The 25,200-nt window shown below is 48.6% G+C and carries 30 protein-coding genes and 3 pseudogenes; 23 read left to right on the forward strand and 10 right to left on the reverse strand.

Going from position 1 to position 25,200, the window contains the following annotated elements; genetic code table 11:
• The 7 genes from ACESQI_RS20980 to ACESQI_RS21010 form a co-directional block, all read left to right on the forward strand.
• Nucleotides 1-204: hypothetical protein (locus tag ACESQI_RS20980; RefSeq protein ID WP_373127056.1), on the forward strand; the 204-nt coding region annotated here is incomplete at its 5' end.
• The gene (gene mobA / locus ACESQI_RS20985; protein WP_074784334.1) at nt 182-652 is read left to right on the forward strand and encodes a conjugal transfer protein MobA; all 471 of its coding nucleotides are present in this window, start codon (nt 182-184) and stop codon (nt 650-652) included. The genes ACESQI_RS20980 and mobA, both read left to right, overlap by 23 nt.
• Nucleotides 642-1,895, forward strand: coding sequence for a conjugal transfer protein MobB (gene mobB / locus ACESQI_RS20990; RefSeq protein ID WP_074784325.1), 1,254 nt, complete (start codon nt 642-644; stop codon nt 1,893-1,895). The genes mobA and mobB overlap by 11 nt, the downstream gene beginning before the upstream one ends.
• Nucleotides 1,896-1,929: 34 nt before the next feature.
• Nucleotides 1,930-3,957, forward strand: a complete 2,028-nt coding sequence (mobC, locus tag ACESQI_RS20995; RefSeq protein WP_074784322.1) for a conjugal transfer protein MobC — start codon at nt 1,930-1,932, stop codon at nt 3,955-3,957.
• Nucleotides 3,958-4,192: 235 nt separating this feature from the next.
• Nucleotides 4,193-4,450 carry a hypothetical protein gene (locus ACESQI_RS21000; protein WP_074784331.1) on the forward strand — a complete coding sequence of 86 codons (258 nt, stop codon included), beginning with the start codon at nt 4,193-4,195 and terminating at the stop codon, nt 4,448-4,450.
• A gap of 11 nt (nt 4,451-4,461) precedes the next feature.
• The gene (locus ACESQI_RS21005) at nt 4,462-4,713 is read left to right on the forward strand and encodes a hypothetical protein (protein ID WP_081356603.1); all 252 of its coding nucleotides are present in this window, start codon (nt 4,462-4,464) and stop codon (nt 4,711-4,713) included.
• A 12-nt stretch (nt 4,714-4,725) separates the two neighbouring features.
• Nucleotides 4,726-5,202: a hypothetical protein gene (locus ACESQI_RS21010; protein ID WP_074784319.1), complete on the forward strand. Its 477-nt coding sequence runs from the start codon at nt 4,726-4,728 to the stop codon at nt 5,200-5,202.
• A gap of 419 nt (nt 5,203-5,621) precedes the next feature.
• Here the strand turns inward: ACESQI_RS21010 and ACESQI_RS21015 are convergent, their stop codons facing one another.
• The gene (locus ACESQI_RS21015; RefSeq protein WP_074784316.1) at nt 5,622-6,497 is read right to left on the reverse strand and encodes an Abi family protein; all 876 of its coding nucleotides are present in this window, start codon (nt 6,495-6,497) and stop codon (nt 5,622-5,624) included.
• 557 nt (nt 6,498-7,054) lie between these two features.
• Here ACESQI_RS21015 and ACESQI_RS21020 point away from each other — a divergent pair.
• From ACESQI_RS21020 to ACESQI_RS21030, 3 genes and pseudogenes are all read left to right on the forward strand, one after another.
• Nucleotides 7,055-7,489 (forward strand): transposase, encoded by a 435-nt coding sequence (locus ACESQI_RS21020; RefSeq protein WP_074784313.1) that lies wholly within the window; start codon nt 7,055-7,057, stop codon nt 7,487-7,489.
• Nucleotides 7,490-7,493: 4 nt separating this feature from the next.
• Nucleotides 7,494-7,748 (forward strand): IS66 family insertion sequence element accessory protein TnpB, encoded by a 255-nt coding sequence (tnpB, locus tag ACESQI_RS21025; RefSeq protein WP_237471669.1) that lies wholly within the window; start codon nt 7,494-7,496, stop codon nt 7,746-7,748.
• Nucleotides 7,749-8,098: 350 nt separating this feature from the next.
• Nucleotides 8,099-8,233: pseudogene (locus ACESQI_RS21030) on the forward strand (hypothetical protein); the annotation flags it as partial.
• Between the two features lie 56 nt (nt 8,234-8,289).
• On the opposite strand, the pseudogene ACESQI_RS21035 reads toward ACESQI_RS21030, so the two are convergent.
• From ACESQI_RS21035 to ACESQI_RS21050, 4 genes and pseudogenes are all read right to left on the reverse strand, one after another.
• Nucleotides 8,290-8,604, reverse strand: a pseudogene (locus tag ACESQI_RS21035) (cell filamentation protein Fic); the annotation flags it as partial.
• 127 nt (nt 8,605-8,731) lie between these two features.
• On the reverse strand, nt 8,732-9,370 hold the full coding sequence (locus tag ACESQI_RS21040) for a recombinase family protein (protein WP_074784310.1): 639 nt from the start codon (nt 9,368-9,370) through the stop codon (nt 8,732-8,734).
• A gap of 13 nt (nt 9,371-9,383) precedes the next feature.
• Nucleotides 9,384-10,214, reverse strand: coding sequence for a virulence RhuM family protein (locus ACESQI_RS21045; RefSeq protein WP_074784307.1), 831 nt, complete (start codon nt 10,212-10,214; stop codon nt 9,384-9,386).
• A 3-nt stretch (nt 10,215-10,217) separates the two neighbouring features.
• A complete protein-coding gene (locus ACESQI_RS21050) occupies nt 10,218-10,547 on the reverse strand; it encodes a hypothetical protein (RefSeq protein ID WP_005868799.1) in 330 nt (109 codons plus the stop codon).
• 287 nt (nt 10,548-10,834) lie between these two features.
• Here ACESQI_RS21050 and ACESQI_RS21055 point away from each other — a divergent pair, with 287 nt between their 5' ends.
• The gene (locus tag ACESQI_RS21055) at nt 10,835-11,593 is read left to right on the forward strand and encodes a ParA family protein (RefSeq protein ID WP_005868802.1); all 759 of its coding nucleotides are present in this window, start codon (nt 10,835-10,837) and stop codon (nt 11,591-11,593) included.
• A gap of 4 nt (nt 11,594-11,597) precedes the next feature.
• A complete protein-coding gene (locus ACESQI_RS21060; RefSeq protein ID WP_118104835.1) occupies nt 11,598-11,855 on the forward strand; it encodes a hypothetical protein in 258 nt (85 codons plus the stop codon).
• 180 nt (nt 11,856-12,035) lie between these two features.
• Here the strand turns inward: ACESQI_RS21060 and ACESQI_RS21065 are convergent, their stop codons facing one another.
• The 3 genes from ACESQI_RS21065 to ACESQI_RS21075 all read right to left on the reverse strand — a co-directional run bounded on the left by ACESQI_RS21065 (nt 12,036) and on the right by ACESQI_RS21075 (nt 15,400).
• The gene (locus ACESQI_RS21065) at nt 12,036-13,154 is read right to left on the reverse strand and encodes a fimbrillin family protein (RefSeq protein WP_029257268.1); all 1,119 of its coding nucleotides are present in this window, start codon (nt 13,152-13,154) and stop codon (nt 12,036-12,038) included.
• A 108-nt stretch (nt 13,155-13,262) separates the two neighbouring features.
• Nucleotides 13,263-14,183 (reverse strand): DUF5119 domain-containing protein, encoded by a 921-nt coding sequence (locus ACESQI_RS21070; RefSeq protein WP_127075091.1) that lies wholly within the window; start codon nt 14,181-14,183, stop codon nt 13,263-13,265.
• Nucleotides 14,180-15,400, reverse strand: a complete 1,221-nt coding sequence (locus ACESQI_RS21075) for a DUF3575 domain-containing protein (protein WP_269096961.1) — start codon at nt 15,398-15,400, stop codon at nt 14,180-14,182. The genes ACESQI_RS21070 and ACESQI_RS21075 overlap by 4 nt, the downstream gene beginning before the upstream one ends.
• 303 nt (nt 15,401-15,703) lie before the next feature.
• On the opposite strand from ACESQI_RS21075, the gene ACESQI_RS21080 reads away from it, so the two are divergent.
• Nucleotides 15,704-16,765, forward strand: coding sequence for a LuxR family transcriptional regulator (locus ACESQI_RS21080; protein ID WP_373127040.1), 1,062 nt, complete (start codon nt 15,704-15,706; stop codon nt 16,763-16,765).
• Nucleotides 16,766-16,893: 128 nt separating this feature from the next.
• Here the strand turns inward: ACESQI_RS21080 and ACESQI_RS21085 are convergent.
• Nucleotides 16,894-17,277, reverse strand: a pseudogene (locus ACESQI_RS21085) (beta-barrel fold lipoprotein); the annotation flags it as partial.
• A gap of 6 nt (nt 17,278-17,283) precedes the next feature.
• Nucleotides 17,284-17,460 (reverse strand): hypothetical protein, encoded by a 177-nt coding sequence (locus ACESQI_RS21090; RefSeq protein ID WP_195326194.1) that lies wholly within the window; start codon nt 17,458-17,460, stop codon nt 17,284-17,286.
• Nucleotides 17,461-17,564: 104 nt separating this feature from the next.
• On the opposite strand from ACESQI_RS21090, the gene ACESQI_RS21095 reads away from it, so the two are divergent.
• The 10 genes from ACESQI_RS21095 to ACESQI_RS21140 all read left to right on the forward strand — a co-directional run bounded on the left by ACESQI_RS21095 (nt 17,565) and on the right by ACESQI_RS21140 (nt 25,187).
• Nucleotides 17,565-19,337, forward strand: coding sequence for a DUF3945 domain-containing protein (locus ACESQI_RS21095; protein WP_075965624.1), 1,773 nt, complete (start codon nt 17,565-17,567; stop codon nt 19,335-19,337).
• A 48-nt stretch (nt 19,338-19,385) separates the two neighbouring features.
• Nucleotides 19,386-19,649 (forward strand): DUF4099 domain-containing protein, encoded by a 264-nt coding sequence (locus tag ACESQI_RS21100; protein ID WP_075966082.1) that lies wholly within the window; start codon nt 19,386-19,388, stop codon nt 19,647-19,649.
• A gap of 93 nt (nt 19,650-19,742) precedes the next feature.
• Nucleotides 19,743-21,842 (forward strand): DNA topoisomerase, encoded by a 2,100-nt coding sequence (locus ACESQI_RS21105; RefSeq protein WP_373127042.1) that lies wholly within the window; start codon nt 19,743-19,745, stop codon nt 21,840-21,842.
• A gap of 195 nt (nt 21,843-22,037) precedes the next feature.
• Nucleotides 22,038-22,274, forward strand: a complete 237-nt coding sequence (locus ACESQI_RS21110) for a hypothetical protein (protein ID WP_055300465.1) — start codon at nt 22,038-22,040, stop codon at nt 22,272-22,274.
• 11 nt (nt 22,275-22,285) lie between these two features.
• Nucleotides 22,286-22,609, forward strand: a complete 324-nt coding sequence (locus ACESQI_RS21115; RefSeq protein ID WP_159441746.1) for a hypothetical protein — start codon at nt 22,286-22,288, stop codon at nt 22,607-22,609.
• A 12-nt stretch (nt 22,610-22,621) separates the two neighbouring features.
• Complete coding sequence (locus ACESQI_RS21120; protein WP_075965632.1) at nt 22,622-22,837, forward strand: hypothetical protein; 216 nt, start codon at nt 22,622-22,624, stop codon at nt 22,835-22,837.
• A gap of 33 nt (nt 22,838-22,870) precedes the next feature.
• Nucleotides 22,871-23,845, forward strand: a complete 975-nt coding sequence (locus ACESQI_RS21125) for a PRTRC system protein E (protein WP_075965633.1) — start codon at nt 22,871-22,873, stop codon at nt 23,843-23,845.
• A gap of 3 nt (nt 23,846-23,848) precedes the next feature.
• Entirely contained in the window at nt 23,849-24,070 is a 222-nt protein-coding gene (locus ACESQI_RS21130; protein ID WP_075965634.1) for a PRTRC system protein C, read from the forward strand.
• 5 nt (nt 24,071-24,075) lie between these two features.
• Nucleotides 24,076-24,243, forward strand: a complete 168-nt coding sequence (locus tag ACESQI_RS21135) for a hypothetical protein (protein ID WP_227045009.1) — start codon at nt 24,076-24,078, stop codon at nt 24,241-24,243.
• 17 nt (nt 24,244-24,260) lie between these two features.
• Nucleotides 24,261-25,187 carry a hypothetical protein gene (locus ACESQI_RS21140; RefSeq protein WP_227045012.1) on the forward strand — a complete coding sequence of 309 codons (927 nt, stop codon included), beginning with the start codon at nt 24,261-24,263 and terminating at the stop codon, nt 25,185-25,187.
• Nucleotides 25,188-25,200: the final 13 nt, after the last annotated feature.

Consider the following 25,200-nt stretch of genomic DNA (forward strand, 5'->3'; position numbering starts at 1 on the left):
AGGTCAAAATTTAATTTGACGAAGGAAAATTCATTACCAAGCGGTAATAGCAAGTTGTGTTTTGAGGCACCCGAAATAAATTCGGGCACTCAAAACAAACTTGCCGCTCGCCTGAAGGCTCGGGAGGGATTTCCTCCAAAGTCGGAAATCCATGACGGAAGAAACAGAACAGAAAATCTCAATGCGTATGGAAGAAAACAGTAAAAGAAAGACAAGAAAAGGTGCGGGACGGAAGCCGAAAACAGACCCGGCGGTACACCGCTATGTGGTACGGCTGAACTCGGAAGAGAACGGCCACTTTGAAATCCTGTTCCAGAAATCTGGACTGAAACAGCATTCCAAGTTCATCAAAGCGATGATTTTCGGACGTGAAATGAAGGTCGTCAGAATCGACAAGGCTGCGATGGACTACTACATCAGACTTACAAATTTCTATCACCAGTTTCAGGCCATCGGCAACAACTACAACCAGACAGTGAAGGCAGTCAAGTCCAATTTCGGCGAGAAACGGGCGTTCGCCCTGCTCCGTAATCTGGAGAAGGCTACCATCGACCTGGTGGTGCTGAGCAAGCGGATCATCATGCTTACACGGGAGTTCGAGGAGGAATACCTTATAAAAAGAAAGAAGGAGGAACAGCAGAATGGTGGCTAAGATCAACAGGGGTGTATCGCTCTACGGGGCGGTCATCTACAACCAGCGTAAAGTGGACGAGGCAACCGCCCGTATCATCGCGGGCAACCGCATGATTACCGACCTCACCGGAAATCCCCACAATGTCATGCAGCAGACGCTGTGGGCTTTCGAGAGCTATCTCGCCGCCAACAGGAACACGGAGAAGCCGGTACTGCATATCTCCCTGAACCCATCGGTGGACGACCGCCTCACGGACGGGCAGTTCGCAGAACTGGCACGCGAGTATATGCAGAAGATGGGCTACGGCGACCAGCCCTACATCGTCTATCTGCACGAGGACATCGACCGCAGGCATGTCCATATTGTCTCCACCTGCGTGAAGGAGAACGGCGAAAAAATCAGTGACGCATACGAATGGAACCGTTCGATGAAAGCCTGCCGGGAACTGGAAAACAGATTCGGGCTCAAGCCTGTGGCCGACAAGCGGAACGAACTGCTGGAACCGTATCTCAAGAAGGCGGACTACCGGGACGGGGGCGTAAAACGTCAGGTCGGCAATATCCTAAAGAGCATTTTCACCGCCTACCGCTTCCAGACATTCGGGGAGTTCAGTGCCATGCTCTCATGCTTCAACATCGAGGCCAAACAGGTTCGGGGAGAATTTGAAGGCTCACCTTACAACGGCATCGTATATACCCTGACGGACGATGCGGGCAGGCCGGTATGTACGCCCATCAAGTCTTCGCTCATCGGCAAGCGCTTCGGCTACGAAGGGATAGAAAAAAGGATTGCCGTCAATGTCCGTGACTTCAGAAACCGGAAGTGGCAGCCGAAAATCCATGATGCCGTCACGCTGGCCATGCACGGCTGCCGTGGAAACCGGGAAGATTTCATCCGGCTGCTCGGGGAAAAGGGCATTGATGTGGTGTTCAGGGAAAACGAGGAAGGCCGCATCTACGGCGTGACCTTCATAGACCACAGGAACCGTGAGGTATATAACGGTTCCCGTCTGGGCAAGGAGTTTTCCGCCAACGCCTTCGAACAGCTTTTTAACAGGCCGCAGGAATTTCCGGAGCCGGAATTCCCCGGACAATATACCTCCACACGGGAGAGCCTTTCCGACAACATGGAAAGCGCCATCGAGCAGACTTTCGGAATATTCAGTCCCGACATCAACGGACCGGACCCACAGGAGGAGGCACTCGCCCGCAGACTGCAACGCAAAAAAAAGAAGAAACGCCGTTCACGCGGCATATCCTGATTGTCAATTACCAACCATCAAAATTTTTACAGTTATGCAACAAGAAGATGATTTGAGAGGACTGGCCAAGGTCATGGAGTTCATGCGTGCCATTTCCATCGTGTTTATTGTAATCCATGTCTACTGGTTCTGCTACAGCGCATTCGTGGATATGGGCATCAACATTGGAGTCGTGGACAGGATTCTGCTGAACTTCCAGAAGACGGCAGGACTGTTCAGCAACCTGCTCGTGACGAAAGTGTTCGCCTTCATATTTCTGGGACTTTCGTGTCTGGGTACGAAAGGTGTCAAGAACCAGAAGATGACGTGGCGGAAAATATACGCCGCCTTCCTCGGCGGCATTGTCTTGTTCTTCATGAACTGGTGGATGCTTGACCTGCCGTTCAGTACGACAGTGAATGCTACCGTATATACGCTGACGCTTACCACGGGCTACATTCTCCTGCTTATGTCGGGAATATGGATCAGCCGTATGCTGAAGCACAACCTTATGGAAGACGTATTCAACACCGCCAACGAAAGTTTCATGCAGGAAACAAGGCTTATGGAAAACGAGTATTCCGTAAACCTGCCCACGAAATTTGTCTATCAGGGTAAGGAATGGGACGGCTGGATCAACATCGTGAACCCGTTCCGAGCCTCTATCGTACTGGGAACACCCGGCTCCGGAAAGAGCTATGCCGTGGTGAACAACTACATCAAACAGCAGATCGAGAAATCCTTTGCCATGTATATCTACGACTACAAATTTCCGGACCTCTCGGAGATAGCCTACAACCATCTGCTCAAGCACAGACAACATTACAAGGTCAAGCCGGAATTCTACGTCATCAATTTTGACGACCCCAGACGCAGCCACCGCTGCAATCCCATCAATCCGAGATTCATGGCAGACATCAGTGATGCCTACGAAAGTGCCTATACCATAATGCTCAATTTGAACAAGACCTGGATACAGAAACAGGGTGATTTTTTCGTGGAGTCACCGATTATCCTGCTTGCCGCAATCATCTGGTATTTGCGGATTTACAAGGACGGAAAGTATTGCACGTTCCCTCATGCAATTGAATTTCTTAACAAGCCATATGCCGATATCTTCACGATTCTTACCTCTTATCCGTCCCTCGAAAACTATCTTTCCCCCTTTATGGATGCATGGCAAGGCGGAGCTCAAGACCAGCTCCAGGGCCAGATAGCAAGTGCGAAAATTCCGCTTTCGCGAATGATCTCGCCACAGCTTTACTGGGTGATGACAGGGGATGATTTTACTTTGGATCTGAACAATCCCGAACATCCAAAAATCCTCTGCGTGGGCAATAATCCGGACAGACAGAATATCTATTCGGCGGCTCTCGGCCTGTACAATTCGCGCATCGTCAAATTGGTAAACAAGAAAGGACAACTGAAAAGTTCCATCATCATTGACGAGCTTCCGACCATCTATTTCCGTGGTATCGACAACCTGATTGCGACCGCCCGAAGCAACAAGGTGGCCGTCTGTCTCGGCTTCCAGGACTTCTCGCAGCTTGCACGCGACTACGGAGACAAGGAGGCAAAGGTAATCCAAAATACAGTGGGCAATATCTTCAGCGGGCAAGTTGTAGGAGAAACGGCAAAATCACTGTCGGAACGGTTCGGCAAGATACTCCAGCAGCGGCAGTCCATATCCATCAACCGTCAGGATACTTCGACTTCCATCAACACGCAGCTTGATTCCCTGATACCCGCCTCCAAGATAGCCAATCTTTCGCAAGGTACATTCGTTGGCAGCGTGGCAGACAATTTCGGAGAAGAGATAGACCAGAAAATTTTCCATGCCCGCATCATCGTGGACAGCGCAAAGGTATCGGAAGAAATGAAAGCCTACAAGAAAATTCCTGTCATCAACGAGTTCAGGGACGCGGACGGAAACGATATCATGCAGCAGCAGATTGACCGCAACTACTCGCAGATAAAGGCGGACGTGTTGCAGATAATAGAAGAAGAGATGGAAAGAATAAAAAATGATCCGGAGCTGAGATACCTCATCCCGCAGCAGGAGGGAGAAGAAAACAATGACTGAAAATAGAGAAAAAGGGAGACCGCTGTTTTATTTCCGCCTGCAAAGGTCGTCCCGTGCCCGCTGGATTGTGCAAGGCCGGGCCCCTCCGTGGTTTGCTGAAAAAATCATCCTCGCCCGGGGGCTCCGGTATTTTTTCGCAAAGCCTTGTGCAATCCGGCACGGGACAGAAAGGCAGGCAAGAAATAAAATACCGGCTTGACAAGCCGCAGATGTCTAACTCAAAAAAATGAAAGATATGAGCAGAAGCAACTTCACTCCGATGGAAAGATTCCATGAGATTCTAAACGGACACGGACTACAGTCCATGAACGTAGGTACAAACCATATCCGCATCTTCAGGGACGGCAGGAAAATGTTCGACTACTATCCGCTGAGGATGAAACTCTTCGACTACCACAACTGGTACCAGCTTACCTATCCATCCTTCGGCAATGTTGATAGAAAATGGGAACAGGAACTTCAGGAGATAATCTGTAGGCTTTCCGCCGCATAAAACGGTAAGTTATGGCAGCGCACATGAAAAAGACGGAATGGGACAACATTCCCGAATGGGCCATATATGCCCTGGAATACGGAACGGAAGAGGACGGCAGCCTGAACGAAGAGGAACGGGCTATGATTGAAAAATTTGTCGGCACACATTTCCCGAAAGGATACACAATGAGCGTGGACTGGAACGCCTGCAACGAGTTTGACCGCTATCCAGCATTTGGAGAGCCTTGCAAGACCTGCAAGGTTCTTTTTGTTTCACCATAAATACACGGAAAGATGAAAAGAATGACACAGAGCGAATACCTCGCTGTTCCCGAAAATTACCGGGGAGTATGGACTACCGAACGATGGGACATTCCCGATTGGGAAAACTTGAGAAAAAAATATATGGGAAAACGTACCCTGATGGTATATGACAAAGGCACTTGCCTGCTTGTCGAGGGGCTGAGTCTTGAAATCGTGGACGACAGTTCCTGGAAGAAGCCGGAGGAAATCAAGAAGGAAATCCGTGAAAAATATCAGGAATACCGTACTGAAAAGGGACATGAACCGCATTTTCTCGAATGTGCCATACGCTGGAATGACACTTTGGAGACGCTGGAGACAAGAATCGCCCTGGACTTCGATACGGAAATGGATGATGAAATCTTTTTCTACTGCGATACTTTGGACAGCCTGCTGTCGCTTGCTGACAAAAGCGGGGAAGATTTTGTCATAGCCGGATATTTCGGCTTCGGAGTGTATGAAGATTAGGCATTATATAGAATAAGGTTTTAAAGTACTGATAATTATAAGCTCTGTTAGTCCTTTTCCTTATTCTATATAGACTCTATTCGGAATATACATAGCTATAAAAAACAAGAAATCCCAATCGTAATGACCGGGACTTCTCTACTTCCTTTTTATAGTGCAGATGCGACGACTATGCTCGCACGGGCACTTTCAGTGTTGCAAAGGTAAGTATTATTTTTTATGCCGCCAAATAATATGGCTTCAATATTCAAGTTTGGACACGGCTCTTTCATTTAAAAATGCTTTGAAATTTCAATGTCTGTGGCTGATAGGCATTTAGGAGCAGCCAAACGTCGCTATTGACACAACATAGACTAAATGCCATCTGTCTCTGTTGATGTAAAATCAACATAATCAGTGGTTATCAGTTTGTTCCGAGTTTAAATGAAAGAGCCGTGAAGTTTGGAGGTTTGTGCTATGACGTTCTTGGCCTCAGTCGTCTGAATGGAACTGACAAGATTATAAATCTCGTTTTCCAAATCCGTTTTCCGGTTTTGAGAGATACACCCCAGCATATATCTTACAACATCTATGCTACCTTTGATATTGTGTCTGCAATCAGCAGAAATGTCAGCAGGCAAGCGTTTGATGCCTTTTGGGAAATCCATACGGTAAATGCATCCCCCGTGAGCACACTTGTTGCGAAGGACTCGGATGGTTTCCAGATAATTGAAAAAAACACCTCTTGAACAACCATATGCATTGGCAACCAGATCTTTTGCTTCCGGTTCTTTCAATGAATCATATAATGTTATGATATTACCGATTGTCATGAACTCTATGGTCTTCCATGCAGGAGCATATATTCCGGAATGGTTTGCATGATGGTGCTGTATTATGGGATTTTTACGCAAGGCGGAATAAACCTGTTCCTCAAAGTCATTCACAAATTTGGAAGTTACATACTTGCGGTTGACAAACCAACAGGGGTCATCAATATACCGGAGCGATATATTATAGATAAGTTTTGTACGGATATTGACCTCGATACGGTCAAGGGCATTAAGCAGTATTCTTCGGAGTCTGGTATCAAATTCATAAAGATCATAGACACTCTTGAATGTTGTACCCGGCTTTAGTTTATGGTCACGGTGTTCCAGACATGGGAATTTTATTTCGTATGGAAAAGAATAGAATCCAAGCCGGTAATAACCGACATCAAGGAGAATTTCTTTTGCTTTCTCCTCATTGTCAAACGTCATACCGTTTGATTTCAGTCTGGCGATTTGCTGTTCTATCGTATATGCTTTCTTCATTTTGGTCTTAATTAAAAGACAAAGTTACTTTTTTTATATGGAACAAGCACCTTCTGTATGCATTGATTTATAAAAACATATCTTATAACAGGCTTTAATCCATATTCTTCCATAAAATTACGCCATAAGCCACGCTTCACTTGACAAGTCCCTTCAGAGAAGTTAACTCGGAGGGCGAATACCTCCACGTTCAAGCCTTCGGTTTTCGGGACACAAAATTCCCTGCGGTAATTTTCCGCCCGAAAAAACGCTCCGGTATTGCCGTCCGAGTTGGGGAAAGTACTGGGACTTAGCAAGCGAAGCGACCTACGACGCATAGATACAGGTCAAAATAAAAAAGAATCCGGCGGGAGAACCATGCTCACGTATGCCGTCCCAATGGATTACGCCATCCGGTTATTCCCGTAAACAGAATTCCGCTTCCTGTCACAAAAGGACACATCAAGGGGGACAAAAGCAGCTCGCTCCCAACTCTGCATAATTGTAAGCGCCTGAGTAAGTACATCTTCTACAGTTCATTTTCCCTCCTTACTTTTGCTACAAAAAAATAATATCCTATGATGCAGCGACGTAAACACATGATGAGCAGAGAAAAATTTATCTCCGTTCTTTTCCGTCAGCAGCAGAGTGGTTTGTCCATTGCTGATTTTTGTGAGAATGAAGGTTATAGCCGTAGTAGATTCTATCTTTGGAAACAAAAATACGGTATAACGGAGCGGGAGTTATTGGCAGAAGCCTCCCGCTTAGGGGTTAAAGACAGCTTTGTCCCCATAGTAATCAATGGCGACACGCCATCCCTCGGTATATCTCACGAGACTCCCCTGCCATCTCCCCAGCCTAGCGTCCCCTCTCCCTTGAAAGGAAAGGACAGCTCTGAAATATCCTTGGAATTACCCAACGGATTGAAGTTGAAGTTTAAAGGGTCTTCCGGCTGTGAAGCTGCCCTGAATCTGATCTCTAAAATATATAATGCCAATGTTCTGCCTAAATGACAGCATGAGATATTTCCTATGCCCCGGTTATACGGACATGAGGAAAGGTATGTTCACTCTTTGCGGCCTTGTGCATGAGAGGATGGGAGGCGACATCAGAAGTGGGGACGTATTCATTTTCTACAACCGTTTCCGGACCAAGCTAAAATTGCTCCATGCCGAACCGGGCGGTCTGGTCCTTTACGAGAAACTGCTTGAAGAAGGCACCTTCAAGATACCCGCCTATGATCCTGCCACCCGTTCTTACCCCATGACCTGAAGTGACCTGGTCGTTATGGTGGAAGGCATCAATGAAGATGTCAGCAAAGGCAGGCAAAGACGGCTTTCCAATTTGAAAAAGCATTGGTAAACAGTTGTAAACAAACAGCTTGAAGGCTTGTTTTTCTTATAGCTTTTCGCTATCTTTATATCATCAAAAAAAGATATTGAATGGCAAAAGAAGATGCAACCGGACAAGCTGTGGAATCCTCAATGGAACAGCTGCAGGATATCAACCGTAAACAGAGTGAGATCATCTCGGCCCAGGCAAGGACCATAGAAGAGCTCCGGGGTACGATAGTTGAGCTGAACGCCTCCCTGGCATGGCTGAAGAGGAAGGTGTTCGGAAAGATGAGTGAGAAATGCAAGCCTGTCGATAACGGAGACCCGAAGCTCCCTTTTGACTATGGCGACCTGGAACGGATAGAGGCGGAAATCGAAGAGGCCCGGAGCAGGGCGGCTGAACAGATTACCGTCCCCAAGTCCCGGGCCGCCAATAAAACGCCACGCCGTAACCGGGTCGTCATGGATAACCTTCCGGTTGTAACTTTCCCCGAATACAGATCCAGCGACTGGTCGGCCGTCAAGCACCATTGTTCCCCCAGCCGGACGGCCGCATATTTCGCAATAAAATACCAAAATGAGGTGTACCAGACCGTCGTGTCCCCCTCTGTTCCCGGCCTGGCCGCAATATACCAGCCTTTCATTACTTCCTGCAACCAGCCGTTATCCAACAGCCGGGTTAAATGCGTCCTCCCTATCTCGGCCGTCCCTTGCAGGACGACACAGCGGTCTTTCTCCTGAAGCTTTCTTAATTCCTCCAGTGAAGCCGCCATTTTCTCCGCCATTGTTGCCATAACCGTTTTTATTTAGATTCTGATTATTTTCGTGCAAATACTCGTTTTTAGACACGTGCAAATACTCGTTTTTAATTATGCGCATTTACTCGTATTTGTTGCAAAAATACAATATTTGTTCCGATAATCAGCTACTAATGAAGTCTTTTTTTACTTGTTGTATCGTTGAAACGGCCTTTCCCGTGAGCTTCGCCACGTTCCGGATCGAGTAGCCTTTCTTTAACAAGGCGATCGCCTCCCGGTATTCCTCTTTCCTCTGTTCGGCCGTTTTCCGACTTCCCGGCTTCCGTCCCAGCCTGCCCCCTTTCTGGATGTACAACTCCCGTCCGCTATTAAGGCGGTCAATGATCCCCTGGCGTTCGATTGCGGCCAGTTCCCCCAATAGGGTAGTAATCAGAGAGGACAAGGGGTTTACCGTCTTGTCCGGCCGTAATGTTTCCAGGTTCAAGTTTTGGATATACACGCATATTTTATGCGTGTGCAGCGTATCGAGTGCCTTTAGGATCTCCAGGGTGGAACGCCCCAGGCGTGAGATCTCGGTCAGCAACAGCATATCCACCCGGTTCTGCGGATCTGTGCAGTATTCCAGGCAACGGCTTAAAACCGGGCGTTCGATATTTGCCTTTCGTCCGCTTATCTTTTCCTCAAAGACCGCCGTCACCTCGTACCCCCGTCCGGCTGCGAACCTCTCCAGATCGACAACCTGCCGTTCGGTCGATTGCCTGGCCGACTGCGAGCTTACACGTGAATAGATAACCACATTCATAAGACAAGGGATATTATAACAGGTCAGTTATCACAGCCGCCGGAATATCCAGCTTTGAGAAAGCGAACATCTTTTTCCCCAGATCCTTTAACGAGGCTCCGATATGGTACACGTCCGTTTCATCAACGATCAGGAAACGGTCGTGACTGTCCCGGTATGTCCTGATGTCGATAGGTGGGTACTGGCTGTTATGCCTGTCAAGATCAAGTTGGAGTTGCTGCGTGATACGCTGGGTGTAAATGGTGGCCGAGACACCGACGCTGCGTTTACTCAACATGAGCAAGACCGTTTCGTCCACATAGTTGTCGATAAGCACGATCGAACGCCTGGCCGACTTTACCAGATCGGTGGCCAACTTGTACGCATCGAAAATCTGTCCGTTATAAAAAACGCCTTCAACCGGGGGCAAGGCAGTACGCACAAAAAAATCTATCTTCTCGGTATGTTGAGCGACAGTCCTTTCAAGTTCTGACAAACGTTTATTAATGGAATACCCCTTTAAAAGATAATCCTTTAATACACTATTCACCCATTTCCTAAAAAGGGTTGCGTTCTTGCTATTAACCCGATATCCTATTGACAGAATCGCATCAAGATTATAATATTTAGTAGTATATCTCTGTTTGCCGTCATTACCCATACGTTCCAAAATGGAACATGTGCTATCTACATCAAGTTCGCCGCTTTTGTAAATGTTGTTCAAATGTTTGGTAATAGCTGGCCTTTTAGTCCCGAACAAGTCGGCTATTTGTTCTTGTGTCAGCCAAACGGTTTCATCTTCCAGCCTCACTTCCAACTTGACCGCTTCATCCGGCTGGTATAATATGATTTCTCCCTGTTCCATTGCTTATTTACCTTTTCTTAATTCATCAAGCCTCTGCATCGCACCGCTGAACTTCTCACTAAACATCATATCATCGGGCAAAACAAACCAGGTGGGAATACCTCTCGACTGTGGATTACCTATACATTCATCTTGCCCGTTCTGTTTGCGGTAATCGTCCCATTCACTATAAGCGATGTTCCAACGAATACCTAATTTATAGGTATTTTCCCATTTAATAATAGCCAGTGAATAGGCCGGATCATCTTTGCCGTCATAAATCACTTCTACAACTTCAACCACCCCTTTAGGGGAATTTATAAACTTCGGATTTTTATACGAATAAGTGCTCATGTCTTTTATTTTTTATTTATAGCACACAAAGATACTCAAAAACAAATATATACATATATACATACGTATGATTAACGTATAAAAACATTTATGGTTATTCTAATCTTTGATTAATTCCGGTACAGAAACAAAACGTACCGAAAGACGGAAACAGGATTTATTTCGGTACGCTTCCCCGATCGGCACAAAAAACACGCAAAAAACGAAAAATACTACTTTTAGTATTTTAGTATATTAGTATTTTAACTATATTTGCGGACATGACAACCATTTAAAAAACTGAATTTATGAGCAAAGCAAAAGTAATCTCCGTATTGAATCACAAGGGGGGAGTAGGAAAGACCACAACCACGATCAACCTGGGCGGTGCGTTACGTCAAAAAGGGTACAAGGTTCTTTTGATCGACCTTGACGGGCAGGCCAACCTGACCGAATCGCTGGGCTTCTCCGCGGAGCTTCCCCAAACGATCTACGGCGCGATGAAAGGCGAATACGACCTGCCGATCTACGAGCATAAGGACGGCCTTAGCGTCGTTCCCTCCTGCCTGGATCTCTCGGCCGTTGAAACGGAGTTAATCAACGAGGCCGGACGGGAGCTTATCTTAGCCCACCTTATCAAAGGCCAAAAGGAGAAATTCGATTATATCCTGATCGACTGCCCCCCCTCGCTGTCGCTGCTCACGCTTAACGCACTGACGGCCTCGGATCGGTTGATTATCCCGGTTCAGGCTCAATTCCTGGCAATGCGTGGAATGGCTAAACTTATGCAGGTCGTCCACAAGGTGCAGCAACGTTTGAACTCGGATCTTTCGATAGCCGGGGTTCTGATAACCCAATACGACGGAAGAAAGAACCTGAACAAGAGCGTTTCGGAACTGGTACAGGAAACATTCCAGGGCAAAGTGTTCAGCACCCATATACGCAACGCCATTACGCTGGCCGAAGCCCCGACACAAGGGCAGGATATTTTTCACTATGCCCCAAAATCTGCCGGGGCAGAGGACTACGAGAAGGTATGTAACGAACTGCTAACAGAAATAAAGTAACCATATGGCAAAGAAGAACGATTTAAAAAACAATATGTCGGCCGGGCCGACCGGGGGGTTAGACAACCTGATCCAATCCACGGCCGGGCAAAAAGAGGCTCAAAAGCCGAAGAAAGCGAAAACCGTGCATTGTAATTTTGTCATGGACGAAACCTATCACCAGAACTTAAAGCTGATCGCGATCCGCAAAGGCGATTCGCTAAAATCGGTATTGCAAGAGGCTATATCTGACTACTTGGATAAAAACAGTTCCCTGCTATAACAGCGTATCGGGAATATACAGGGCAAACACTCCACAAAAGAAATTCTCCAGGAAAAAGGTACGCAAAAAGCAACCCTACACATAAATTACAGATGATAAAAGCAATAAAAAACCCGTTGGCAGGGTTAATCTTGCGTATGTTTAACCTGCCAACGGGTACGATATTAATAAACGTTTGGATTAAGGTTTGACGTTTACGTCTTTATTATCTGCATCAACCCAGCCTGTTGTCTCTGCATCAAACTGGATCGGATTCAACACAGCCTTTCCCTGATCAGTATAACCACCACCGAAAATCAACGTGTAGATATGACGCTTGCCCGGTTCCCATATAACTCCGAACGGAACATAAATTATTTTGTATTCACTTGCTGAACCCAACAGATAAACTCCGGACTGCTGGATTTTGCAGGAGATCTCCAGATAACATTGCTTCGCATCGTCGGCACCCTTCTTGGTTTTGCTGGCTCCGGAAACAGTCCAAGCAGTCAGCTCCTGTGGTATATTCAGCATAGGAGAACTTGTGGAAATATCGGTAGCTGTGGTATTACCTTCGACCGTGATGGATTTGTCTTTCACTACGGTAAATGCGTGTGGAAATGTTAAATCAGGCGAACTCCAACTTCCCGTTCCATCGGCTGCCGCAGGCAATGTGAAGACGCCGGAAAATCTGATATTATGAATCTTGATGTCACGGATGTCCACCCGCATGTTAGCGTATTGGGTCTTTGCTTTGAATACGACCTGAGACAGAATATGTTTGAATTTAAATTTCACTTTTCCGTTGTTTGAGTCTTTTGTCTGGTCTTTGGCTATGGCATACATCACGTCGTAGTTTGCATGAGTACCGGCTCCATACTCATCGATGCAGGTATAACTTATCTTTTGAGAAGTCCCGGAGGCTTCCCACCTATAAAACGCCAACATGTCTTCACTAACCGTTCCGGGATTGAACGCGTAAAAGTCCAAAGCCTCGGAAGGCCAATAACGAAGGTCGTTCGCATTTTTATAATCCCACTTATTATCTTTGTACACGATATTCACTCCGTCATGTCCATATTCCGTGTCGACCTTTCCCATGAAGGCAGTACCATCCGCCGTAAAAGCGAACACGTCGAAATCGGTGCTCGTCAAGTTGGAGGGGGTAGTAGGGGTAGCCCTCGTTTCCGCCGCATTACTTAACACGTTAAAACCAATCGCATTCCGCGAGGAGGTTTCCACATTCGCAATCTCCTCGTCTGAGCAACCCATGAGTAGCGCTCCAAAGATTGCCCAAAGCATTACTGTACTTTTTTTCATAAATAAAAACAAATCAAATTGATACATATAATTAATAAACTCAATTACTTAATAGTTGACATAGCGTTTACCCGGCATCCAATCCGCACTGAAAACTCAAATATCCGTTTACAACACTATATCCACATTCACATCATCCCAATCATCAACGTCCACATCAAATCCCGGACCGCCATTTCCCGGCTCGGATGGTACCTCATAATCAAAATTCAACACCAGATGCACATCACCGATATGCCCCGCTACCGGGACATCATGCACTTGGTCGCTCACGTCCTGTTCCAATACAGACATGCTGCCGGAACGGTTCTTGAGATACAGCCGGAAAACATTGGGCTCTCCTTCAAGTGCGGAATGTCCAAACGTATAGAATCCGCCTATAATCTGATTCCGTGAAACCATTCCATCAAAGAGCAGGCTCTCCGAAAGACCGGCGGGCAAACTGTCGCCGGACATGTTAAGCGAGCCGGACATGCCGGAAAGAGCGGCCCGCAAATCCGCCACCCTGTCCAGTCCCCGAAGACCGTTCACCTCATACGTGTAGTGACATACCATGTTTACGGGAGTTAGCCGTATTATCTTCGTGCTTCCTTCCGGAATGTCCTTGAGGATAACTCTGTCTATATGGTCGCCACACAGCCAGGGTGGGGTGACGGCCATTGTCCGGTTATCCGGCGACCGAACATCACGCGTATCGGCAGTAAAAAGCGTGTAACTGCCGTTTTCTTTCCAAACCATCCCGTCGGTATCGTAGTTGAAGCAAATTACCCGGTAATCATTCTCGGGGAGCTCCACTTCCCCATCCTCTCCTCCGGGGAAATCAAATATCCACGTGTTGCTTTCATCATCGGTCGGATAAAATACGACCCTCATGCCTTCAGGCTTGTCATGATTGGAAATCTTGGTCCAGTCGAATATTACCCGCACCGTGGCAAAGTGCGGATGATCGTAACATAAATCCTTATGCTCACAAGCCGTCAGTCCTATCCATAAAAATATGAACACCAGACTAAAGCGTATCCGTATCACTGCCTGCCTCCTTTCTTCCGGCTATAATTCCCCCGCCCGATCAACCACACCAAAGAGATACCCGCCTTGGTCGGGCCGAACCAGCGGCGGTTTTTAGTGGTCTGCCATACATAGTGACCGTCCAAAGGGATGTATTCCTTGTACGCTCCTCCAAGGTAGCCGATTCCCAACGTGAAATCCACATTGAACCGATGTCCCACAGGTAACGAGTAGCCGTAAGCCACGCCTCCCCCGTAACTCCATTTATCCCCCAAGTAACCTTTCCCACCCAATTCGAAATCATAGGTGACGATCTGCCCGTACAATCCGACATGATGCCCGGAAAACGGTTTTTCCACCGCTCTCCGACCGAACCAGCGGCGCAACTCCACATCTCCCCCATAGATACGCCAATAATTATGCTTCCGATCACTTTTCCACCAGGCATACATCCAATTCCCGGCCACAGACCAGTTCTTCCCCAAACAGAACTCAACCCCGATGTCAGGTATCAAAACAGCGTCATAAAGCAAGTTTGTTTTCACCGCCATGCAAAACGGCCGTTTCTTTACCGGAGCTATGACGGTAACGGTATCACGGATGCACAACGTATCACGTGTATGTATATATACCGTATCTCTGACGGGATTCATCGGATCACTATCATAGCATATTTTCACCATCGACGAACGAAGTTTCGGAAAATGGAATTTATACAAATATGAGTATGGCCTCCCCCCTTTCAGTCTTTTCAGTTCTCCCCCCCAATAAGGGCTGTCCTGGTTTTCCAAACGGACGATCTTCTCCAACAAACGAAGGACATCCTCCCTCTCCGGAACATTCACATCCGCTCTCACCATCGTTATAAGTCCGTTCCAGTCGCTTCCCGAAAAATGAAAATCCCTCTCCAATACCGGAATCTTTATATAAGGTGATATATACCGCCACAAAACCTCTGCTCGTTTTTCAGACAGCCTTCCATTCAACAGCCCCCCTCCTTCCGGGGAAGCTCCTCCTATTATTTGAATTTTCCTGATAAGACGGACGGAGTCGTTCAATGCGGAACAGATTTTAGCAAACCGCTCCATCTCGTTCCCATTGTCAAGTAAACATGTATCTATATTTACCTTTCCTTGATGAAAATAGATCCTTACCGAATCACGCTTCTCCTGAGCGGATATTTCTCCGCTTATACTCAACACGAGCACGAACAATACACATTTAATATAAAAAAACATCTTTTCGTCATTTAATCATTTGTTAATATGACAATCCAAACCCAGGCTTTTACACCCCTTGAATTTCGACCGCAAAATACACACTTATAAACCAGCTTCCAAAGCAAAAAACAAACATTTTAAACTTATAAATACTTAAAAAGACAACCACACAACAACTACAACACTTACCACAGCAGCCAATCATGCTTACACAACAATTAAAAATACTTAACATCATAAAGAAAAGTACTTAAACATACAAAAAAACAGTTATCTTTGCAAGAAACATCATACTTAATAACACTTAAAACAATAAAATACATGATATTCAGCACAAAAGCCGCCTCTTTTCTAAGTTCAATAAAAACTCAAACTTACGACAAAAAAGAAAGAGAAATGATAATAACGTATCAACAAAAACGAGTCTTTCATCTATCCCTGCTCATGCTGGTCTTATGCGCACCCATATACATATATTCAGTTCCATTTCCCAATGAACAGTTTTATTATATTAACAGCGTATTATTCCTGTTTATCATTATGTGCACTCTCGCTTATTTTAAAAAGAGAGTAAATCTGACCACGACCTTTTCCATTATACTGATAGCCATACATATCGAGATTTTTATCGAAATAATTTATTGCTCAATATGTAGCGGATATGAATATAGTTATCAAAGAGCATTGATAATGAGTAACATTACTATCTCTCTCTTATTTACCATGCTTTCCATCTGTGCCTATATGAGTAATATCTCCATCCTATTGTCCTCCCTTACCATAGCTTCCTATACAATCTGCACACTTATCACCGACGAACCGTTCCTATACAGTTATCTGCCTTTGATCATCATCATATACACCATGATCCCCTTATTAGGAAGATCCTTACACAGTAATATCAGCAGCTTGCTAAAAAGTAGCAACTTGCTAAAAGAGGAAGAGGAAATGCTTTTGAAACGTCTCCAAATGAAAAAGGAAGAACTATTCGCGTTCGCCGAGTTGTTAAGCGAGAATAACCCGGAAGAAAAGACAAGCTCCCTGTTAAACATAATAGGGGAACAATCCAAAGAAAATCTTTTTACAGCCCTTGCCGCATACCAGAAAAAGGAAAAAAGTAAACTTGATACAATCAGGAGAATATATCCCAATTTATCCCCGTCCGAATTAAACATCTGCCGTTTAATACTGCAAGACAAGACCGTCAGCCAAATATGCGAATTATTACATCGGAGTAGCGGAAACATAACCAGCCAACGAGCGAACATACGTGCCAAACTCGGACTGAAAAAAAGCGACAATTTAAAAGAAGCATTACAAGAACGCATGAGGCTGTATGAAGAAGAACACCGCCGGCAAGAGGAGTTTTCAGCCATGCGTTAGGGATTGCAGAGTAAAGCCCACAGCCTTTAGGCGAGGACTTGAAACGTAAAGCCCGACCGTCCCACGGGAACGCCCAAAAGAAAAAAAATCCCCCGAACATTCATCCGGGGGACATTCAGGTCGTCACGTCAATTATAATACAGATTAAGATCATCCATACCGATCTCCTTCCCGTCCCGGAAAGAAAGGCTCTTTTTCTCGATCTCCTTTCCGTTCTTGTAAACGGTCACAACCCACTGCATCGGCTCGTTCACGACACCGTCCTCCCCGTCCACGACACTACCGGAAACGGCGAACTCGATCGCCTTTCCCGTCGTGGTTAACGTCACCTTTTCGACGGCCAGTTCTTCATCGCTTAGAATCAACGGGCTTGCGAGGCTTTCCCCCGTCGCCCCGTCTTTCAACCGCGTACCGTTGGCGACTACCACGACCGACTTAATGAAGCTGCGGAAATCTCCCGACTGCTCGATCGTTACCTCATACATCGCCCCTTTTCCTCCCGGTTCGTCGTCGCATAATTACAGTTTTTCCTTTTCTTCCGTTCGGCAGTGCGTACCGCCATGCCCTTGTCTTTCCAGCCTGTTCCCGTCTTTTCCCTTTTCTTTCTCGTCCCTTGTTTTTTCTCCTTTTCCTGCCGTTTTCCCACGCTTTTTCGCTCCGTTTTCTCCGGCCTGCGGTGTAATGTGATGACACATGGTGTAATGTGCATCCTAACATATTGCAAATCAATTATTTATCAATTTTTCTCCTATATATTTGCGGTGACAACATGAGTTATCAACACTAAAAATCAAAAATTATGGCAAAGAAAAATGCAAGGGAAGAACCCCCGAAACCGCAGGTCTCCGAAAACGAGCAGATGAGTGACATCGTGTTCATCCTTGACAAGATGGAACTGATTCTGGAAGCGGTGTCGCAAATCGGACAGGACGGAAAATTCAACACGGTAGCCGCCGACAGGCAGAACCGGAACTCCTTCCTGAAGATTGACCGCTATGCAGACGCCTTCGAGAACTTCATCAAGAACTTCTGGAGCCAGCTGAAAGACCCGACACGCTTCGGAATCCTCTCCGTCAAGGAAGACAGGCTGGACGACCCTGCCGTACAGCAGGCCATCGAGGACATCGCCGCAGGAAAAAAGACAAAAGCCGTGGAGGAATTTCTCAAGCAGTACGAGATTGTTCCGCGCAACAAGGAAAACCAAAGTATCAACCCCAAAAACCAAGAAGAAATGGCAAAGAAAAATGAAACCCAGCAGCAGGCTGCCGCAGCTGACAGCCAGCCGCAGAACCAGTCCCCCCAGTACCGTTACAACGAGTCCATGATCAACTGGGAACAGCTCAAGAATTTCGGAATCTCCCGTGAATACCTCCAGGAACGCGGACTGCTCGAACAGATGCTCAAGGGCTACAAGACCAACCAGGTCGTGCCCATAAGCATGAACTTCGGCTCGGCCGTACTGAGAACGGACGCACGTCTGTCCTTCCAGCAGTCCATGGCGGGCGAAGTGGTGCTCGGCATCCACGGTATCCGGCAGAAACCCGACCTTGACCGACCGTACTTCGGACACATCTTCTCCGACGAGGACAAGAAGAACCTGCTCGAAACGGGCAACATGGGGCGTGTCGTGGAACTGAAAGGACGCAACGGGGAATATATCCCATCCTTCATCAGCATCGACAAGCTGACCAACGAGGTGGTCGCCATGAAAGCGGAGAATGCTTTCATCCCGAGGGAAATCAAGGGAGTGGAACTGACAGAGCAGGAGCAGAATGACCTGCGTGAAGGCAAGAAGGTCTATGTAGAGGGCATGATCGCCAAATCCGGCAACGAGTTCAACGCCTTCATTCAGGTGAATGCCGAACGCAGGGGTGTCGAGTTCATTTTCGAGAACGACAAGCTCTTCAACCGCCAGACACTCGGGGGCGTGGAACTGACACAGAAACAGATTGAGGACCTGAACGCTGGAAAAGCCATCTTCGTGGAGGGAATGCAGCGCAAGGACGGCGAGGTGTTCTCCTCCTACGTGAAGTTGGACGAGGCGACAGGCCGCCCGTCCTACACCCGCTATAATCCGGACTCTCCGGAAGGCGCACGCGAAATCTATATTCCCAACGAAATCAACGGGGTGAAGATTACGGCGGAGGAACAGCAGCAGCTCCGTGACGGCAAGGTGATTTTCCTCAATGACATGGTGAACCGCAAGGGAGAGGAATTCTCCTCCTTCATCAAGGCCGACCTGGAAACGGGACGCCTGAGCTACTCCCGTACGCCGGACGGCTTCGAGCAGCGCGAGGATTTCAAGATTCCACCCAAGGTATGGGACGTGGAACTGACCAGACAGCAGCGTGCGGACCTGCAGAGCGGAAAGGCCGTGCTGGTGGAAGGCATCAAGGGATATGACGGGAAGACCATCTCGCAGTACGTCAAGGCGAACTTCAACCAGGGGCGTCTGGACTTCTACAACGAGAATCCTGACCGCAAGCGTGATGCCTCGCAGCGCAATGTGGTGGCCAACAGCCAGCGACAGGAACAGGGAAACCGCAAGTCAAAAGGTGCGAGCATTGCCTGACAACAGGTTACTGAAAAATGAATGTTGAATCAAAAAAAAGAAAGAAATATGAAAAAGGAAAACGGAAACGACATGCCTTTCAAGGCTGATGAAGTGAACTGGGACGAACTCTCCGGTATCGGTATCATGAAGGACGAGCTGGAACTCTCCGGCGAAATGGACACCCTCCTCAGGGGAGAGAAAACGAAAGTGATGTCCCTGAGCCTCGTGCTCCTCGGCGTGGACGTGGTGATGGACGCCACGCTCCAACTGGTCCGTAAGGGCGAGTCCCCGCTACTGGAAATCCAGGGAGTGACACCGCTGGGCAAATAATCTGGGAGCAATTATCAAGTAAACCGATGTCTTACCGCCGTTTCCTGTCTTCCGCATGGAAAACGGGAAACGGCTTAATTTTTATCTTACAATATGATAGCAATCATCGCAGAAAAGCCGAGTGTAGGCATGGACATTGCCCGTGTAGTCGGGGCTGATACAAGAAATGACGGCTACTGTTCCGGTAACGGATATATGGTGACCTGGGCACTGGGACACCTCGTGTCACTGGCCATACCGGACACTTATGGTTATACGAAAACGGCGGAGGAGGACTTGCCGATGCTGCCGGACCCGTTCCGCCTGGTCTCCCGACAGATGCGCACGGACAGGGGAATGGTTACGGACATCGCCGCCTCGAAACAGCTGAAAGTCATAGAAAGCGTGTTCAACCGCTGTGACAGCATCGTCGTGGCTACCGATGCCGGTCGTGAAGGGGAACTTATCTTCCGCTGGATATACGACTTTCTGGGCTGCACGAAACCGTTCAGACGCCTGTGGATCTCCTCGCTTACTGACGAGGCCATACGAAAAGGTCTGGAGGAACTGAAGGACGGCTCGGAATACGACAGCCTGTATACCGCCGCCGACAGTCGCGCGAAGGCAGACTGGCTGGTGGGCATGAACGCCAGCCGTGCCCTGGCCATCGTTTCCGGCTCGTCCAACAACTCGATCGGACGGGTGCAGACTCCGACGCTCGCCATGATATGCAGCCGCTACAGGGAGAACCGCAGTTTCGTATCCACACCATACTGGCAGCTGCATGTCACCCTCAATGGCGGCACGTCACACCGCCGCTTCTTCCATCCCGCGACCTTTGACGACAGGCAGAAGGCGGAAGCCGCCTACCGCAGTCTCTCTCCCGATTCTTCGGCGACGGTCACGAAGGTGGAGCGCAGGAAAAGCCTGCAACAGCCGCCGTTGCTCTACGACCTAACGGCACTCCAGAAGGACTGCAACGTGCACCTCGACCTGCCCGCAGCAAAGACGCTGGACATCGCCCAGTCGCTCTACGAGAAGAAGCTCATTTCCTACCCGAGAACGGGAAGCCGGTATATCCCGCACGATGTGATGGCCTGCGTGCCCGGTCTGTTGGAAAGGATAATGGCCATGCCCGAATTCGCCACAAGTGCCGGAATCCTTGACTTTGCGCGTCTCAACACCCGTAGCGTGGACGACCGTAAAGTGACGGACCACCATGCTCTCATCACGACCGGCATCGTACCCGAAGGGCTTTCCGAAGCGGAGGAGGCCGTCTATACGCTGATAGCCGGACGTATGCTGGAGGCGTTCTCGCCCTGCTGCGAGAAGGAACTGATTCTTATGGAATGTCGCCTGGACAACATGGATTTCCGCTCGAAAAGTTCCCTTGTCGTCAGTCCGGGATGGCGCGGCATCTTCTGCAGGAAAGAGGACAGGCAGGACGACGAGCCGGAAACCGACGAGGGTACGGCCGTATTTGCCGAAGGGGACACGGTTCCTGTTTCAGGATTCGGACTGTCCCAGAAGAAGACCGTGCCCAGACCGCTCTATACCGAGGCCACGCTGCTGGCAGCAATGGAGACCTGCGGCAGGGAGATAGCCGACGAACAGGCACGCGAGGCCGTGAAGGAGCTGGGCATCGGCACGCCCGCCACAAGAGCCGCCATCATCACCACACTGTTCAAACGTGACTATATCGCCCGCTCCGGCAAGAGCATCGTCCCCACGGAAAAGGGACTCCATATCTACGATGCGGTGAAGGACATGCTCGTGGCGGATGTTTCCCTGACAGGAAGCTGGGAGAAGACCCTGCTCCAGATAGAGCGGCACACGCTCGGACCGGACACGTTCATGGCATCCATCACGGACTACACCCGCAAGGCTACCCGTGAAATCCTGAACCTCAGCCTTCCGGCGGCAGCCGCCCGCACATTCACCTGTCCCAAATGCAAGACCGGACACATTATCGTCAGGGAAAAGAGTGCCCGTTGCGACAATAAAGGGTGCGGACTGACCGTGTACCGCAGATTCCTGAACAAGGAACTGACGGACCAGCATCTGGAACAGCTTTTCTCCTCCGGTTCCACACGCCTTATCAAGGGATTCAAGGGAAAGAAGGGCGTGGCTTTCGACGCTTCGGTCACCTTTGACGCCGGGTTCACCCTGACACTCTCGTTCCCCAAAAACGGGAACGGCAGGAAAAGGAAATGATGAAGCCATCCCGATTCGCGGGGCAAAGGTCGCAGCCCGCCCGTTTCCACCGGCAAGGTCAGGCCTTACGGTTTCTGGGAAAAATCATCCTCGCCAGAGGCTCCGGTATTTTTCCCGAAAACCTTGCCTGTGGAGGCGGACTGCAAGAAAGCCCCTGAAACCGGGAATGGCATTCCCGCCAAACAAATGAAGATTATGAAAGCAAAAGAACGTATCAGAAAGATAGCGGACAGCAGATGGGCAAGGACACTCGCGCTGGCCGTAACAGCAGCCATCATATTCAGCTGGCTCTATTCCCACGGTATATCGCCTGTATGGACTGCCGTGGCCATCATCTGTTTCAGGGGACTCTTCAGGTTCCTCTACCGTATAGCCTGTTTTCTCGTGGCATTGGCAATCATTCTGTGCATACTGAGTTTTCTGGTCTTCTGAAATCTGACGATATGGAACATGCACGGAATTTATCATTGCAGCATAAGGGAGCTGTCCGGGAGCGGGCGGCTCTTTTTGTATCCGTCACAGCCGGAAATGACACGGAAAGAAAAAGGGAATGGACGGAAAACACAGACATTGGCAAACCGAGAACTACAGGGCAAAGTTGGCAAACGCTTCTTGTCGGACGGCAAGGTCAGGCCGCAAGCGGTTTCGGAAAAAATCATCCTCGCTGCGCTCCGGTATTTTTCCCGAAAACCCTGCCTTTCCGGAAGCATTTGCCGTTGGGCCCTTGTAGTTCAACGGGCTGCCAAAGCCCGGGTATTCACAGTTAAAAATTAAAGAATATGCAACAAGCGATCATCACAAGACAGTCACCAGCTCCGATAGGGATGCCCGTGACAAGAAGACCAAAAGTACACGTCCCGCAACCGGCAATCAAGCTGCCGCCAAGGGGAACCACAGGTCCCGTTCACATCTCAAAGCTGCTGAACCCCGTTCTGGAAATATGCAGACATCCGGATAGGAACAGGCTGCTGGCTGAATTATTCAGCGAATATTGAAACACATCGTCTAATCATTTAATATCTGAAATTATGTTTTTTACAGCAATCCACCAGATGATGACGGAAAGCGTGGACCTCACGATCGTCATCCGCAAGACAAACGGACAACTGACCGTTTCCACATTGCCCAAATCGAACGGACTCAAGGACGAGGCCCAGAACCACATCGTGCCGCTGACTGTCACGGGCACACCGCAGGAACTTGACACAGGATTCCTGCAGGCAGTCACAAGACCGATACAGAAAGCGTGCGGGCTGATCTCCAACATGGCACAGTTTGAGGCACAGGCGGACAAGGCCGCCGCCAGCAGCAAGGCCGCCAAGGAAGCGAAATCCAAGGAGACGAAGGAAGAACGCGAGAAACGGGAGAAGTACGAGAAACTGATGAAGAAGGCGGAAGAACTGACAGCCGCCAGGAACCATCGGGAAGCCGTCAGCGTGCTTACACAGGCGAAAGCACACGCGAATGCCGCCCAGTTGAAGGAAATCGAGGAGAAGATAAAGGCAGCCGACACGGAAATGAACCGGGGAAGCCTCTTCGACCTGATGGAACAGGAGGCACAGCCGGAACCTTCGGTACAGCAGCAACAGCCACACTCCCAACAGCCAGTATACACACAGACACCGGTACAGAGAAATCCGCAACCGCAACGTCCGCAACAGCCGGTACCGCAGAGACCACAACAGGCATACACGCAGCATCCGCAACAGCCAGGAATATGGCCACCGCAACAACAGCCGCCACAGCCGCAAGCAAGACCGCAGATACAGCCGCACGCGCAATACGTACAGCTGACAGGCGGACAGCAGCCTTCCCAACCTCAATATCCGCCGCAGCCTGAAATTCAGGACTGGCAGGAAGAACGGTTCATGCAGGAGGACGAACAGCAACCGTACCTCTCCGATCAGGAACACCCCGCATACAGTGAGAAGGACTACGAGGAATACATCGATTTCCCGCAGTCCATGCTGGAACCCAAGTATTCACCTTATCAGACAGTTTAAGACATGGCACTCGAAATTAAAGGAATGACACGCTCATTCAGATTCAAGAAAGGAACAGAGTATATTACTCTTCAGGACCCGGATCCGAACATCTCGCCGGACATGGTCATGAACTACTATTCGAACATGTACCCGGAACTGACGACGGCTACCGTTCACGGACCGGTCATCAGGGAGGACATGACAGAATATGAGTTCAAGACAACTATCGGAACAAAAGGATAAAGGATATGGCAAAGGACTACAGAAAAAAGAAGAAATCATGTGTACCATTGGACGGATATCAGGCGGAACAGCTCGCGAGACTTATCATTGCGGAAACCGAAAGGAAGGTGCATTACGGCACGGAAAGGAAGAAACGGATTGCGGCACCCAGCGGTGCCGTAATTCTTTTCTGAACACCACATTCACGCCGATGCCTCCGCCGGAACTGTTCTCGGAAAGTCCTGACGGAAAGCCGTGCAACCTGATCACGCGGGAAAACTACGAGTACCTGCGTGATTCCTTTTTCAGATATGCGAGTCTTATGAAAAAGGAAGCGGTACATGCACCGGGACTCACAATGGCGGAAGGAATAACGAGACTGCATGATGAAATGAGCGACCTTGTCGGCAATGACATGAATGTAAACATCGAGCAGGATGGGGAAAGACTCATTTTCCGTCTCTGGAAATGCCACAGATGGGGAGAACTTACGCTGTATTACTTCCCTGTGAAATTTGTGGAAAATCTCGGGCCGGAACTGAGACGCATATCTGTCACCTTCATCCACAACCTGATGCAGGCAAACGGAATTGACACCATACTGGACGAGGATGACACGGAATATGCGCTTACCTGGCTGGCTGAAGAGAATGACGACGAACAGGACGACAGGAAAAAACGGCTGAAACTGCTGCATTCATACGAGAAAGGCAGGATACACAGTCTGCTCAGGAGAGTGGAACGGAAATCCTACTACAAGGACCTGCCGAAGGCAATCGGACGGTATAAGCCGGCGAACGGATACGAACAGTCCCTGCTCTCCGCCATGAAGGAAGGTCTGGAATTCCTCTCGCCTGAACGCGGCATCATGGAATACGGCTACGACCCGTTTTATGAAGAGGAACCGGACTACCTGCCCATGTATCTCAACAGGCAGATAAGGGTCGTCTATGACTGCAATGATCCCGTGACGGACAACCTCGTGGACTACTACAACTCCTACAGCCGGGAGACATACGACATCATTCCGGTCACCACCTGTGACCTGTCTCCGGAAACGGAGGAACTGTTCCGCATGGACGACTACCCGGAACGCTTCTTCAAATGGGCGGAAAAATTTATCAACATCACAATATAAACCAATCTGAAAG

Origin of the sequence: Bacteroides sp. HPS0048 (genome assembly GCF_964240755.1) — a bacterium.
Classification (GTDB): Bacteria; Bacteroidota; Bacteroidia; order Bacteroidales; family Bacteroidaceae; genus Bacteroides; species Bacteroides nordii.